Origin of the sequence: Allobosea rubneri (genome assembly GCF_032464875.1) — a bacterium.
Lineage (GTDB): Bacteria > Pseudomonadota > Alphaproteobacteria > Rhizobiales > Beijerinckiaceae > Allobosea > Allobosea rubneri.
Window position 1 is genome coordinate 20,709 of sequence record NZ_JAWDID010000009.1, and the last position, 13,434, is coordinate 34,142.

General features: G+C 65.5%; 17 protein-coding genes. 8 read left to right on the forward strand and 9 right to left on the reverse strand.

What is annotated here, in order from left to right; all coding sequences use genetic code 11:
• Positions 1-5 precede the first annotated feature (5 nt).
• Positions 6-1,019 (reverse strand): DUF2891 domain-containing protein, encoded by a 1,014-nt coding sequence (locus tag RKE40_RS08120; RefSeq protein ID WP_316017730.1) that lies wholly within the window; start codon positions 1,017-1,019, stop codon positions 6-8.
• Positions 1,016-1,939, reverse strand: coding sequence for a hypothetical protein (locus tag RKE40_RS08125; protein WP_316017731.1), 924 nt, complete (start codon positions 1,937-1,939; stop codon positions 1,016-1,018). Before RKE40_RS08125 ends, RKE40_RS08120 begins: the two co-directional genes overlap by 4 nt.
• A gap of 90 nt (positions 1,940-2,029) precedes the next feature.
• Here RKE40_RS08125 and RKE40_RS08130 point away from each other — a divergent pair, with 90 nt between their 5' ends.
• From RKE40_RS08130 to RKE40_RS08140, 3 genes are all read left to right on the forward strand, one after another.
• On the forward strand, positions 2,030-2,944 hold the full coding sequence (locus tag RKE40_RS08130) for a LysR family transcriptional regulator (protein WP_316017732.1): 915 nt from the start codon (positions 2,030-2,032) through the stop codon (positions 2,942-2,944).
• A gap of 183 nt (positions 2,945-3,127) precedes the next feature.
• Positions 3,128-3,610, forward strand: coding sequence for a WGR domain-containing protein (locus tag RKE40_RS08135; protein ID WP_390893286.1), 483 nt, complete (start codon positions 3,128-3,130; stop codon positions 3,608-3,610).
• A gap of 202 nt (positions 3,611-3,812) precedes the next feature.
• Positions 3,813-4,478 (forward strand): hypothetical protein, encoded by a 666-nt coding sequence (locus RKE40_RS08140; RefSeq protein WP_316017734.1) that lies wholly within the window; start codon positions 3,813-3,815, stop codon positions 4,476-4,478.
• 81 nt (positions 4,479-4,559) lie between these two features.
• Here the strand turns inward: RKE40_RS08140 and RKE40_RS08145 are convergent, their stop codons facing one another.
• The gene (locus tag RKE40_RS08145) at positions 4,560-4,763 is read right to left on the reverse strand and encodes a hypothetical protein (RefSeq protein ID WP_316017735.1); all 204 of its coding nucleotides are present in this window, start codon (positions 4,761-4,763) and stop codon (positions 4,560-4,562) included.
• 163 nt (positions 4,764-4,926) lie between these two features.
• On the reverse strand, positions 4,927-6,579 hold the full coding sequence (ettA, locus tag RKE40_RS08150; protein WP_316017736.1) for an energy-dependent translational throttle protein EttA: 1,653 nt from the start codon (positions 6,577-6,579) through the stop codon (positions 4,927-4,929).
• Positions 6,580-6,763: 184 nt separating this feature from the next.
• Here ettA and RKE40_RS08155 point away from each other — a divergent pair, with 184 nt between their 5' ends.
• On the forward strand, positions 6,764-7,303 hold the full coding sequence (locus RKE40_RS08155; RefSeq protein WP_316017737.1) for a hypothetical protein: 540 nt from the start codon (positions 6,764-6,766) through the stop codon (positions 7,301-7,303).
• Between the two features lie 106 nt (positions 7,304-7,409).
• Positions 7,410-8,213 carry an MBL fold metallo-hydrolase gene (locus RKE40_RS08160; protein ID WP_316017738.1) on the forward strand — a complete coding sequence of 268 codons (804 nt, stop codon included), beginning with the start codon at positions 7,410-7,412 and terminating at the stop codon, positions 8,211-8,213.
• Here RKE40_RS08160 and RKE40_RS08165 read toward each other — a convergent pair.
• Positions 8,191-9,303: an acyltransferase family protein gene (locus RKE40_RS08165; protein WP_316017739.1), complete on the reverse strand. Its 1,113-nt coding sequence runs from the start codon at positions 9,301-9,303 to the stop codon at positions 8,191-8,193. The genes RKE40_RS08160 and RKE40_RS08165 overlap by 23 nt on opposite strands.
• Positions 9,304-9,469: 166 nt before the next feature.
• On the reverse strand, positions 9,470-10,210 hold the full coding sequence (locus RKE40_RS08170) for an SDR family NAD(P)-dependent oxidoreductase (protein WP_316017740.1): 741 nt from the start codon (positions 10,208-10,210) through the stop codon (positions 9,470-9,472).
• Between the two features lie 100 nt (positions 10,211-10,310).
• On the opposite strand from RKE40_RS08170, the gene RKE40_RS08175 reads away from it, so the two are divergent.
• Together RKE40_RS08175 and RKE40_RS08180 are read left to right on the forward strand one after the other, a co-directional pair.
• Positions 10,311-10,922 carry a TetR/AcrR family transcriptional regulator gene (locus tag RKE40_RS08175; protein WP_316017741.1) on the forward strand — a complete coding sequence of 204 codons (612 nt, stop codon included), beginning with the start codon at positions 10,311-10,313 and terminating at the stop codon, positions 10,920-10,922.
• 111 nt (positions 10,923-11,033) lie between these two features.
• Positions 11,034-11,348: a hypothetical protein gene (locus tag RKE40_RS08180; protein ID WP_316017742.1), complete on the forward strand. Its 315-nt coding sequence runs from the start codon at positions 11,034-11,036 to the stop codon at positions 11,346-11,348.
• A 75-nt stretch (positions 11,349-11,423) separates the two neighbouring features.
• Here RKE40_RS08180 and RKE40_RS08185 read toward each other — a convergent pair whose 3' ends face one another.
• The 3 genes from RKE40_RS08185 to RKE40_RS08195 all read right to left on the reverse strand — a co-directional run bounded on the left by RKE40_RS08185 (position 11,424) and on the right by RKE40_RS08195 (position 12,953).
• Positions 11,424-11,669, reverse strand: a complete 246-nt coding sequence (locus RKE40_RS08185; protein WP_316017743.1) for a hypothetical protein — start codon at positions 11,667-11,669, stop codon at positions 11,424-11,426.
• A 13-nt stretch (positions 11,670-11,682) separates the two neighbouring features.
• On the reverse strand, positions 11,683-11,907 hold the full coding sequence (locus RKE40_RS08190; RefSeq protein WP_316017744.1) for a helix-turn-helix domain-containing protein: 225 nt from the start codon (positions 11,905-11,907) through the stop codon (positions 11,683-11,685).
• A gap of 188 nt (positions 11,908-12,095) precedes the next feature.
• A complete protein-coding gene (locus RKE40_RS08195; RefSeq protein ID WP_316017745.1) occupies positions 12,096-12,953 on the reverse strand; it encodes an AraC family transcriptional regulator in 858 nt (285 codons plus the stop codon).
• Between RKE40_RS08195 and RKE40_RS08200 the strand changes: the two genes are divergently transcribed.
• The gene (locus RKE40_RS08200) at positions 12,952-13,362 is read left to right on the forward strand and encodes a DUF2000 family protein (RefSeq protein WP_316017746.1); all 411 of its coding nucleotides are present in this window, start codon (positions 12,952-12,954) and stop codon (positions 13,360-13,362) included. The two genes, RKE40_RS08195 and RKE40_RS08200, sit on opposite strands and share 2 nt — an antisense overlap.
• The last annotated feature ends 72 nt before the right edge of the window (positions 13,363-13,434 follow it).

Genomic DNA, 13,434 nt, shown 5'->3' on the forward strand with positions numbered 1-13,434 from the left:
GGCGCTCAGGGCTCCTCTTCCAGAGCGAGGACGGCGAAGCTGGCGAGCCAGTGCTCGCCCATATAGTCGCCGGCGATATGGGGAATTCCCGCTGCGAGATGCTCTGCCGCAGTCGCTCCGGCGATCACCCGGCGGGCATCCCCCTCCGGCAGCGCGCCGGCCAGCGCCCGCCAGCACCAGGCGCGGCTGAGGTTCAGCCCGTCGAGATGGGCGATCTTGCCATCGCTGCGATCCGTGACGGTGGCCGGCCGAAACAGCGTCGCCGGTTCCTGGCGCGCTAGGCGCGGCAGGAACTTATCGAACCAGGTCAGAAACTGATCCGGCTCGAGCAGGCGGCGCATGCACTCGGCCTCGATGAGGGCCGAGGACTGGAAATCGTCGCCGCTCGGCTCGCCCCAGGCCGGGCAGTCCGTATCCTCGCCATACCAGCGCAAGGCGGTTTCCCGCAGCAGGGTCGCGAACTCGCTATCCGCCGTCACGGTCGCATAGTCCGCCGCCATGCGCAGGCCAAAAGCGGTGTTGAAATGCGTCCCGACCCGGACCGGATAGGTCGCGAGCGGCAGGAAATCGCGGAAACGCTGCGCGAAGGCCTCGGCCAGCGGCGCGATAATCTCCGACCATCGCTTGTCGTCGAGCAGGCTGAGTTCCGCCGCCAGCTTCAAAAGCCAGCCCCAGCCATAGGGGCGCTTGAAGCCGCGCGCCGTTGGAGCCGCGAGATAGGCGCATTCGACCGCGACCTTGTCCGGCGTGAGCTGCTCATCGAACAGAGCGCGGATATCGGCGGCGGCCACGAAGCCGGGATAGCGCCGCAGCAGGCGCGCCAGCATCCAGTAGCTGTGCACGCAGGAATGCCAGTCATAGCTGCCATAGAAGATCGGATGCAGCTCGCGCGGGGTCTGCGCATCCTGCGGCCCGGCCAGCGTATGGTCGGGCTTGTTCGGGTATTCGCGCCGGACATGCCCGAGCGCGATGCGGGCGAAACGGAGCGCGAGGTCCTCGGTCAGACGGGCTGCGGTCACGATGGCTTCCTTGCTCTGGCGTAGCTGATGATCAGGTCGATCAGACGCGGGGTGAGATAGATCGGCAACTGCGTCGCCGCAAAGAACAGCGCCATGCGCGGCGAGGCGGCGGCGCCGAGCGCCGACCAGACCAGCCCGACATTGCGGTTGCCGAGGATGAGCCCGACGGTCAATCGCTCGACGAGCGCGCCCGGCAGCAGGGCGGCCCCCGCTCCCTGCAGACCAAGATTGCAGGCGAAGGCGAGCGCAAGACAGAGCAGCGCGCCATGCCAGTCCGCCGCGATCTGCGCGCGCACCCCGGCCATGGTCGCGACCACAAAGACGAGCAGCGCCGCAACCACGATCCTGTCGACCGCTTCGCCATGGCTGTGCAATTGCGCGCCCGCAAGGCGCCGCAGCAGCAGGGCGACGCCCTCGGCGCCACCGACCAGCAGCGCGAGGCGCAGGGCGAGATCGAAAGCGCCGATTCCGATCCCGCCGAACCAGCCGGCGAGAAGCGGCACGGTGAGCGGGGCGAGCGCCATGCACAGCAGCGTCACGGCCAGCGGCACGGTGCCGTCGAGCCCGAGCATCCGCGCCACCGCCGCCGTGCCGCTCGACGGCGGCGCGGCGGTCGCCAGCACGAGGGCGAGCCCAAGTTCGGTGCCGAGGCCGAAACGATGGGCGATCAGGCCGGTCAGCACCGGGCAGGCGACCATCACGGTGACGGGGAGCAGCACCGAAAGCGCGGGCCGGCCGAGCACGGCGACGATCGCCTTCCCATCGGTCCGCAGCAGCGTGCCGAGCACGATGATGAAGATCAGCACGGGCATCGACGGCCGGGCCAGCTCCGCCAGCGCCGGAAAGGCCAGGCCGACAAGGACGCCGAGCACCAGGATCGTCGGTCCGCGTGGCACGAGGCGCAACAGGGTTATTCGCATGCGCCTCTTCCGGCGGGTTCGACTCCCCTCCTTTCAGCAGCCCGCATGACATTGTGGAAATCGATTTTTACTATCTGTATTATCGTTCAGATGAATTTGGCTGCCATCGACCTCAACCTCCTCGTCGCCTTCGAAGCGCTGATGGAGGAGCGCAACGTCACACGCGCCGGCCAGCGCATCGGCCTGGCGCAGCCCTCGATGAGCAGCGCGCTGACGCGCCTGCGTGCACTCTTCGGCGATGAGCTATTCATCCGCACGGCCGCGGGCATGCAGCCGACCGCGAGAGCGCTGGCGCTGGCCCGGCCGATCGGCGAGGCGCTCGCTCAGATCAGGACGACGCTCGCGCCGGATGCTGGCTTCGAGCCCGCAACCGCGCGCCGCCGCATGACCATCGCCGTCACCGACTATGGCGACCTCGTGGTCGTACCCGCGCTCGTCACTCTGCTGCGGCAGGAGGCGCCGGGCATCGATCTGGTGGTTCGGCCGATCGCCGACCCCGCATCGAGCCTCTCCGCCCTCGAACGCGGCGACGTCGATGCGCTGATCGGCGGCCATCTGCCGGGCTCAGGCCGCACCATGCGCCAGAGATTGTTCGACGAGGATTTCGTCTGCATTCGCGACAAGGCGCGCGTCACGGCAACTCCGCTGCTCAGCGCCGATGAATATCTCCGGCTGCCGCATGCGCTGTTCTCCGCCGCCGGCGGCGACGGCTCGCCGGGCGTGGTCGATGCCATCCTCGCCATGGAAGGCCGCAAGCGCCGGGTGGCCGTCACCCTCGCCCATGTCGTCGCCGTGCCCTTCGCCGTCGCCGGCACCGACCTCGTCGCGACCATGGCGCGGCGGATCGCCGGCCGCTTCGCCGAGATCGCGGGCGTCGCGCTCATGCCCCTGCCCTATGACGCGCCGTCCTTCGCCATCGACCTGCTGCACAGCCGCCGCGCTGCGAGCGACCCGGCGCTGGCCTGGTTTCTGGCCACGATCGAGCGGGTCGGGCGCGCGCTTTGAGAAGCCGGAAACCTGGCGGGACCGTCAGCTCACGACCTCTTGCGGAGCCTGCTCACTATCGCGAAACTGCCGGCTCCGGGGCCTCGCATACGTCTGCGCTTTATTTCATGCAGCCGCCCGCACGATCAGTCGGTTGCTGCCTGATGTTCTGATCTCGACCCTTGGGGAGATATCCGATCTGACATGATCAAGCTTTATCGCTCCTCCGGACCAACAATCCACTACTGGGAAACCTGGGCGCAAGACGACAGGCGCCACATTGTGCATTGGGGAGAACTAGGAACGCGTGGAATGTCGAAGACTGTCAAATCGACATTTCTCCGCAAGGCGCAACACATCGTTCAAAAGGAAATCGAGGAGCGCCTCCGGCAAGGATATCAGCCGATTCCGGGCGAAGACCATGCCATCCTCATGATCGAATATGCCGTGGCGGGGTTCGGAACGTCGGCCGATCTGGACAAGCGCCACCGGCTGGAACAGCGGATGAATGAAACCCTGGGCCGGACCGGCCTAGGGACCTGCGATGGCGGCAGCATCGGCAGCGGGTCGATGGAGGTCTGCAACTTCGTTGTCGATTTCGACCTTGCAAAGCGCGTGATCGAAGAAGACCTGGCGGATACAGAGTTTAGCGACTTCGTCCGCATTTATGATGAAAGGGCGGGCTAGGGATTACAGGAGCGGCTACTTTCGACCCGTTGCGGACGGGCCCCCACGGGTGCAATCCCTCGGCCGGCTCAGCGAGGGGCGCCAGCGGGGTGTAGTGCGGCGCCGCGCAGGCTTCGGGGATGATGACCGGCCCGATGATCCCTGTTAGCTCTGCTTTATGCATGACGCGGAGATCAATCTCGCCAACTGGAAGACGGCGCTTATGGCCAGCATTCCGCTCGGCGGCCTGTTTTCCCGCAGCGCGACCGCCTACAAATGGAAAGCACCGTTCCGCTGTTGGATGCTGCACGAGTCAGTGCTGTGGCGGCTGCATGATCTGCTGACGCAATCGGTCGCGCTTCATAAGCAAGGGCACGGCCTGGGTGCGCGAATTCTCTTGCGGAGCGGCTTCGAAACGCTCGCGACGCTGATCTATTTAAATCAATTGATGAAGCAGGTCCTAGACGGAACCCTGGGATTTCATGAATTCGACGAAAAGACGCTACGCTTAACGGTCGGATCGAAAAATAAATCGACCAAAACAGAATCCATCAACATCATTACGATTTTGGGGAAATGCGAAAATCGCTATCCAGGGATTGAGAAAATCTACGCCAATCTGTCGGAAAGCGCGCACCCCAGCTATGAGGGGCTATGCGTTGGATATTCGAAGATCGATCACGACCTTTACGATACGAACTTCTCCAACAGATGGATGGAGCTGTACGGCGATAATCATCTGGGGATGGTCGAGCTGTGTATGGTGTCGTTCGAGGAAGAATATAACGACATCTGGGGTGATCTGATGTCGAAGCTTGAAGGTTGGATCGAGGCGAACGACGATGAGCTAGAGGCCACGAAGCCGCCTGATGGGGAAACCCAGTCCTGATCGCGTGATGCGCCGAGGCCTTGACGCGCAGAGCTGTTGCGCGATGGCGACGACAGAATATCTGCAAACGACCCGATGCGATCATTGATCTTCGCCGTCACGAAGCATCGCATCGAACTCTTCCGGCCGCATTCGTTCAACCGCTTTGGCAACCCGCTGATCAATCTTGCGGTCATTCGGATCAAGGCTACCGCCGCGCTTCTTGCGTCCAACGCTCTTCGTGAAGAGTTGAACGTCGGCCGCCTTCCTACTCCGATGGTCGTTCTTAGCTGCTCGCTCGGTCATGCCGCGCGCCCGCCTGGGATGACGACTTAGCACGAGCTCTCAGCTTCCGCTCTCGCCCCAACCGAGACAACCGCGACATCAGGCGGCTTAGCGCCCATCGCCCAATAGAAAAGCCCGCGCCCCGTTTCCGGAGCGCGGGCCAGTTACCCCCTGAAGCAGCGCCTCAGCGCGTGAACTTCTTGTACTGGATGCGCTTCGGGATCGTGGAATCGATGCCGAGGCGGCGCTTCTTGTCTTCCTCGTAGTCCTGGAAGTTGCCCTCGAACCATTCGACATGGCTGTCGCCCTCGAAGGCGAGGATGTGGGTCGCGATGCGGTTGAGGAACCAGCGATCGTGGCTGATGATCACGGCGCAGCCGGCGTAATCCTCCAGCGCCTCTTCGAGCGCGCGCAGCGTGTCGACGTCGAGGTCGTTGGTCGGCTCGTCGAGCAGCAGGACGTTGGCGCCGGACTTCAGCATCTTGGCGAGGTGGACGCGGTTGCGCTCACCGCCCGAGAGCGAGCCGACCTTCTTCTGCTGGTCGCCGCCCTTGAAGTTGAAGGCCGAGCAATAGGCGCGCGAATTGATCTCGCGCTTGCCGAGATAGATGATGTCGTTGCCGCCCGAGATCTCCTCCCAGACGTTCTTCTTGTCGTCGAGCGAATCGCGGCTCTGGTCGACATAGCCGAGCTGGACGCTCTCGCCGATCTTGATCGTGCCGGCATCGGGCTTCTCCGCGCCGGTGATCATCTTGAACAGCGTGGTCTTGCCGGCGCCGTTGGGGCCGATCACGCCGACGATGCCGCCCGGCGGCAGCTTGAAGGTCAGCCCGTCGATCAGCAGCTTGTCCTGGAAGCCCTTCGACAGATCCTCGAAATCGACGACGTTGTTGCCGAGCCGCTCGGCGATCGGGATGATGATCTGGGCGGTGTCCGGCCCCTTCTGCGAGGCCTTCTGGACCAGCTCGTCGTACCGCTGGATACGGGCCTTGCTCTTGGCCTGGCGGGCCTTCGGCGAGGCCGAGACCCATTCCTGCTCGCGCGCCAGCGTCTTCTGCCGGGCGACGTCCTCGCGGCCTTCCTGCTCGAGGCGCTTCTGCTTCTGCACCGACCAGGCCGAGTAGTTGCCCTCATAGGGGATGCCCTGGCCGCGATCGAGCTCGAGGATCCAGCTGGTGACGTTGTCGAGGAAGTAGCGATCGTGGGTGACGATCAGGATCGCGCCCGGATAGGTCCGCAGATGGCCTTCGAGCCAGGCGGTGGTCTCGGCGTCGAGATGGTTGGTCGGCTCGTCGAGCAGCAGGAGCTCGGGCTGCTCCAGCAGGAGCTTGCAGAGCGCGACGCGGCGACGCTCGCCGCCCGAGAGCTTGTCGACCGCCCAGTCGTCAGGCGGGCAGCGCAGCGCGTCCATCGCCTGGTCGACCTTGGAATCGAGATCCCACAGGCCCTTGGCCTCGATCTCGTCCTGGAGGTTGGTCATCTCGTCAGCGGTCTCGTCCGAATAGTTCATGGCGAGCTCGTTGTAGCGGTCGAGGATCGCCTTCTGGGGCGCGACGCCGAGCATGACGTTGTCGCGGACGTTAAGGCTCTCGTCGAGCTTCGGCTCCTGCGGCAGGTAGCCGACGCGGGCGCCATCCGCGACCCAGGCCTCGCCGGTCCATTCCTTGTCGTAGCCGGCCATGATCTTCAGCAGGGTCGACTTGCCGGCGCCGTTGACGCCGAGCACGCCGATCTTGGCGTCGGGGTAGAAGGAAAGATGGATGTTGTTCAGGACCTGCTTGCCGCCCGGATAGGTCTTCGACAGGCCGCGCATATGGTAGATGAACTGACGGGACATAAGCGTGCGAACTCCGCTCCGGACGTGATGGCCTGAGGCTTTCGGGAAATCTGCCGCGTATGTAGCGACAGGGGCAGCGGGCCGCAACAGGGCGCGGCGCTACGCCTCCTTCCGCGAGCCTCGCTCCCGCTTCCACCGGATGGTTCCCGGGCCTATGAACGCTGGCAAAGCGAGGGAACGGATCTTGGCGCAACCAGGCAGGAAGGGTGCCATCGAGCTACGGCTGACGGACGGCGCCCAGCTCTTCAACAATCTCGACCCCTTCCCCTTCCGCGAGCGCGATCTCTCGTCCGAGGCCGAGCAGTACATCGTCGAATGGGCCGAGGAACTGCCTAAGAAGCAGCCGATCGAGATCGTGGTGCATCTGCAATCGGCCGGTTCGGCTCCGGACCCTGCCGCTTCCATCCCCGATGCGATCACCGGCTGGTTCCGTGTCAGGGAGCGCGAAGAGGCCCGCGCCATCCGCCAGCTTTTCCATGACGGCCGCCTCGCCTTCATGATCGGCCTCGCCGGGCTTGCCCTCTGCATGGGGCTGATCTGGCTGCTGACCAAGGCCTATGAGGGGCCGTTCATGCGGGTCGTCCAGGAGAGCCTCGTCATCGTCGGCTGGGTGGTGATCTGGCGGCCTGCCGAGATGTTCCTCTACGACTGGGTGCCGCTGCTGCGGCGCAAGACCCTGTTTCGCCGCCTCGCTGACGCCTCCGTCACGGTCAGAACCAGCTGAGACCGACAGGTCACGAAACCGCCAGAGCGCGCACCCGGACTTTCCACGGCCCGGCTTTTGCCTGAAACTTTGCCCGCTGGGCAGAGACGGAGCGCTTGCGATGGGCTTGTCGGACACTCTCTTGCGACATGGCCTCGCCATGCTGGCGACAGCATTCCTCCTCGTCTCACCTGCCCGTTCCGAGACCGGCGAGCCGGGTTGCCGCCCGGAAATGGCGAGAAGCCGCCTGCCGATCAGCCTCGCCAATCTCGGCAAGGACGAGGTGCGACTGACCTTCATCGGCCACGCCACCTTCCTGATCGAGACGCCGGGCGGGGTGAAGGCAGCGACCGACTACAACGACTATGTCCGCCCGCCGGGGACGCCTGACATCGCCACGATGAACAAGGCGCATTCGACGCATTATTCGCGGGCGCCCGACCCGGCGATCAAGCGCGTCCTGCCCGGATGGGACCAGAGCGGCGCCGGCGCGGCAAAACATGACATCACCTTCGGCGACCTGCGCGTGCGCAACGTCCCGACCAATATCCGCACCTATTCCGGCGGCACCGATTTCGACGGCAATTCGATGTTCGTCTTCGAGATCGGCGACCTCTGTATCGCCCATCTCGGCCATCTGCATCATCCGCTGGAGCCCGGTCACTTACGCGCGCTCGGCCGCGTCGACATCGTGCTCTTTCCGGTCGACGGCAGCTACACGCTCGACCAGGAAGGCATGCTCGAAGTGCTGAAATCGCTGCAGGCGCGCGTGATGATCCCGATGCACTTCTTCGGCGGCGGCACGCTCAACCGCTTCCTGTCCCGCTCGCAGGATCTCTGGCCGGTCGAGCGCCGCGAACAGTCGCAGATCGTGCTGTCGAAGGCTTCTCTACCGGCAAAGCCGACGATCATCGTCCTGCCGGGCTATTGAACTCCGGTGTGGCACGGTCCTGCGTTTCGGGCGCCGGTCCGCGCATCGCGGGTTCGGCGCTGCGCTTGTTCGCCGAGATCGCCCTGAGCCAGCGCGGGCGCTCGAACAGGAAGCCGAGCATCGTTCCCCGGGTGAGCCGATGCAGCGCCAGCGGCAGCGCAACGCAAAGCCCCGCGATCAGCAGCGAGGCAAGCCCGACGTCGAATTCCGCCTCCGTCTTGATCAGCAGGATCCGTGTCGCCGCCATCGGGACGAAGAAGGCGAGATAGATCGGCAGGGAATTGCGGCCGCAATAGGCGATCCAGCCAAGACGCTCGGCGAACAGGACCGAAAACGCGATGACGCCAAGCGCGCCGGCATGGCCGAGCACCAGATCGGCCGCAAAGGTCTCGTGCAGCGCCTGATAGCCGAAGGAGCCGGCCAACAGGGCGCTCACCGCTGCCCAGCCAAGCCAGAGCTTCAATGCGGCAGCGCGATGCTCGCGAGCCCAGTCGGCGAAGCGCAAGAGTGCCGGCGCGAACAGCGCTCCACTCAGGAAGAAGACGAAGAATGCGGCGAACTGGTCGACGAGCAGCCAGCCGGTCGTCACCGGAACGGTCGCGATCGCCGCCGCCACCAGCCAGGACGTGACCGGATAGGCCCGCACCGCCTTCGTCATCACGAAGAACACCGCCAGCAGATAGATGAACCAAAGCAGGCCGAAAGGCTGAACGAGCCCCAGCGCATAGGCGCTGAACAGAGTCGCGATATCGCCATCGCCCCAGCTCGTGAATTTGAGCAGGCAGTGGATCGCCAGCCAGAGCAGGTAGAAATAGACGAGCGGCACGATCTTCCGGTCGAGGAATTCCGGCCAGCTCTTCCCGATCAGCCGCGGCGCGAACAGTCCCGAGAGCAGGAAGAAGCCCGGCATCCGGAACTGCTTGGCCCACTCGATGAACGGATCGATCCAGCTCTCGCGCTCCTGCGCGACCTCGAAGCCAACGACGACATGCATTAGCACCACGAGGATGATGCAGAAACCCTTGGCGGTATCGACCCAGTCCAGGCGAGAAGCGACGCGTTTCGGCGCCGCTTCGGTGAAGTCCGACATTTCAGGCAAGGCTCCGCTCAACCTCGCCATTCTGCCATGCCGGCTTTAGCGCCGGGTTAGGTCGATCGCCGAAACCAGGGGTGATCCGGAAACGGATCGTCAACGAAGTGATCGGGAAAGGGCCGAGCCATATCGGCACAGCCCGTCCCCGATCGCTCGTGGCGACCTAGCTGTTCACCCCGCCATCGATGGTCAGCCCCGCCCCGGTGATGAACCGCCCCTCCTCGCTCGCCAGATAGGCAATGAGGCCGGCGATATCCTCCGGCTTGCCGAAATGCGGGATCGCCATGCGGGCAAGCTGGGCATCGGCATGCTCGCCGACGGCCGGGTTCATGTCGGTGTCGGTCGCGCCGGGATGGACGACGTTGACGGTAATGCCGCGCGGCCCGAGATCACGCGCCAGTCCTTTGGTGAAGCCGATCAGCGCCGCCTTGCTCATCGCATAGAGCGCAATGCCGGGGTCGGTCACGCGCTCGGCGAGGCAGGAGCCGGTGGTGATGATGCGCCCGCCCTGGCGCAAATGCGCGGTTGCCGCCTGCGAGGCGACGATCACGGCCCGGACATTGACCGCGAGGATCGCGTCGATCTCCTGCAGGCTCCAGGCGCCGACCTCGCCATAATGCCAGATGCCGGCATTGTTGACGAGAATGTCGAGCCCACCGAGCTCCTTTGCAGAGCGGTCAACCGCCACCGTGAGCGCCGCCGCATCGGCACTGTCGGCCTGCAGCGCGATCGCCTTGCGGCCAAGCGCGCGGATCTGCTCGACGACGGCTTCCGCCTTGTCGCGGGCTCGCTCATAGGTGATCGCGACATCCGCACCCTCCTGCGCCAGCCGCAGCGCCGTAGCCGCCCCTATGCCGCGGCTGCCGCCAGTCACCAGCGCCTTCTTTCCAGCCATCCTCGTCATCGCGTCACCTATTTTGTACCAAATGATACACAATAGGTGGCGCGCTTGCGGTCTTCCGTCAAGAAGATTATTTATCGATCGATACAGAAAGGAATTTGATTTGGCTGAACGCGGCCGGCCACGCAGCTTCGACCGGGACGAAGCCCTGCATCGGGCGATGATGCTGTTCTGGGAGAAGGGTTTCCAGGCGACCTCGATGAGCGAGCTCACCGCCGCCATGGGCATCAACGCGCCGAGCCTCTACGCCGCCTTCGGCAGCAAGGACGCGCTCTATCGCGAGGCGATGGCCTTGTATGAAGAGGGCGATGGGGTCGAACTCGGCCGCCAGATAGCCGAAGCCCCGAGCGCCAGGGCCGCGATCGAAGCCTATCTGATGCGCTCCGCTGCACTCTTCACGCGCTCCGGCAAGCCGGCCGGCTGCATGGTCGTGCTGTCGGTGATCCACGGCGCCGGCACGAGCCCGCAGACCTGCGCGGCGCTGCACAATGCGAGAGCGGAGGCCCAGACGATCATCGAAGCGCGGCTGCGCCGGGCGGTCGAGACAGGGGAGCTGCCGGCGACATGCGATCCGGCGGGCATCGCCTCGTTCTACGTCACCGTGCAGCAGGGCATGTCGATCCGGGCGCGCGACGGCGCGACGCTGCCGGAGCTGGAAGCGATCGCGCAGGCGGCGATGGCGGCCTGGGAAGGCCTGACGCAGGTTAAGAGCTGAACTCTCACGGTTCGGCCGATGCGTTTAACGCCTTGATCAGATTGAATTGAGGCTTTGCTGGGCAAGCCCGTCGAACTCCGGCACCCTCGCCGCCAGTCGATGGAGCCTTCGATGATCCGCGCCCTTGCAGTCGCCACGCTCGCCATCATGCTCGTTCCGGCCAGCGCCGAAGCGGCCAAGTTCAGGTTCGGCGGCAGCCGTTCCAGCGACAGCCAGACAAGTTCATCGAACCGCGACGGCTCGCTCATCGTCACACCCGGCCTTCGCAGCCGGCAGACCAGCCAGCCGGCGGCTGCCCAGTCGCCGCGCGCCGCCAGTCCGAACCGGGCCGCCGAGCCGCTGCCGTTGCGGCTGACTGCAGCCGAGGAGCCGCGGGTCTGGTGCCGCTCACAGGTGGTGGTCGGCGGCTTCTGCGTCCTGAACTGACGCTCGCCTTCACCTTCGGACAGCCGGCCGACGGCCAAATCCGGCGTCCTGCCCCGGCGCTTCCTGTCGCCGTTGCTATGGCGCTGCGCCGGAAGGCGAGGCCTGGAGCGACTGCTCGATGGCCGCCCTTGCAGCGATGAAGGCCTCCTGCCCTTTCGGGCTGATGCCCTGTTGCTGTTCGAGCAGCAGCAGGGCCGACTCGTAGACCTCGCGAACATCCCTGGCCTCGAGGGTGCCTTTCAGCAGCAGGCATCGCAGCAACGCCGCCAGCGTGGCCGATGATACCAGATTGCTCGCGGCGACGGCCTCGTTCTGGTTCATCACGCGACCTCGTTCAGTGTGCGGCCTGCCCGGCATCCGGCATCTCGCAGCCCTGCGCCGCATAGGCGCGCATGTTGTTCGGCAGCGTTCTTATGGCGATGCCCGTCATCCTCGCGGCAGCGGTTCGGTCTCCGCCGATATCGCGCAGGGTCGCCAGGATCAGGTTTCGTTCGACGTCAGCGACAGGCAGGCCGACGAGATGCTCGACGACGGCCAACCCGGAAGCGGGATTGCGCATGGTCGCGGTCCTTTCGAGCCCCCCAAAGACCCCGATGGACGTCATAAGGGGACGCCGAGACAGTTAAGGAGCGGTTAAGTCAGGCTCGCCCCTCGGATCACGTAGCGAGGCGCCGCGGCCTCTGCCCCGGCACAGAGGCAGTGCCTTTCGCGTGCCCACCCCGGATCGGGGACCGGTTCCTGCTGTCGTCAGCCGGCCTGCATCGCCCGCCAGCGGCCCGGGGAAAGTCCGTAGGCTTGCCGAAAACGCCGCGTCATATGGGCTTGGTCGGCAAAGCCGCTCGCCGCGGCGGCATCGGCGAGGCCTTCGCCCCGCCGGATCAGCCCCCTCGCCCGCTCCAGCCTGCGCATCACCAGATAGTGATGCGGGCTGGTGCCATAGCGGCGACGGAAATGCCGGGCGAGCGCATAGCGGTCGAGCCCGGTCACCGCCTCCAGCCTTTGCGAGTCGACGGCCTCGTCGAGGCTGTCCGCCAGGAAATCGCGCGCCAGAACGCAGGCCCGCTCGGCCAGTGTTTCCGAACGGCGCCGCACGCAGGACGAATCCAGCGCCAGAAGCGCCTCGCCCAGCTCCCCCACCGCCTGGTCGCGCTCCAGCGGCTCCAGCGCATGATCGAGATCGCCGAGCAAACCGATCAGCGCCCGCAGCAGCCGGCCATCGCGGCAGACCGCATCGCCGGCAAAGGGCGCGGCGCTGGCCCGGCCGGCGAGCGCCTGCATGATCAGCCCCGGCTCGACATAGGCCATGCGGTAGCGAAACCCGCCGGCCATGCCGGCTCGCCCGTCATGCACCTCGTCCGGATGCAGGACGATGAGGTCGCCCGGCGTCGAATTCCGCTTGGCGCCGCGATAATCGAAGCTCTGGACGCCGCTCAGCGTGTAGCCGATCGCATAGGTGTCGTGCCGATGCGGATCATAGGCATGGCCGCCAAAGAAGGCCTCGATCCGCTCGGGACCGGCCTCGTCCGGCGCCGTGCGGATCCAGTCGCCCCGAACGCACGAACGTTCAAGACCGGCCGTCCGCCCGTTCCCTATCGTGCCCGTCATGCGCTTCGACACCAAGATTGCCGTCATCGTCCACGAGGAGCTCGCCAGCTGGCAGAAGCTCAACGTCGCCTGCTTCCTCTCAGGTGGGCTCGTCGCCGCCACGCCCGAACTTGGCGGCGAAGCTTACCGCGACGGCTCGGGCAAGGTCTATGGGCCGCTGATCCGTCAGCCGGTGCTGGTCTTCGCTGCGGCCTCCACCGACCTTTCCCGCGTGTTGCGCCGAGCCGGCGAAGCGGGCTTGCGCCCCTCGCTCTACACCCGCGAACTCTTCGCCACCGGCCATGACGAAGCCAACCGCGCTGCGGTCGAGGCGGTCGCGACAGCCGCGCTCGATCTCGTCGGCCTCGCCTTGCATGGCGAGCGCAAGGCCGTCGACAAAGCGATCAAGGGACTGAAGCTGCATCCTTAGCGGCACAGCGCTCCCCTCTCTCCTTGCGGGAGAGGGTAGGGAGCGGGGTCGCACGACCATATCCGTGTCGTG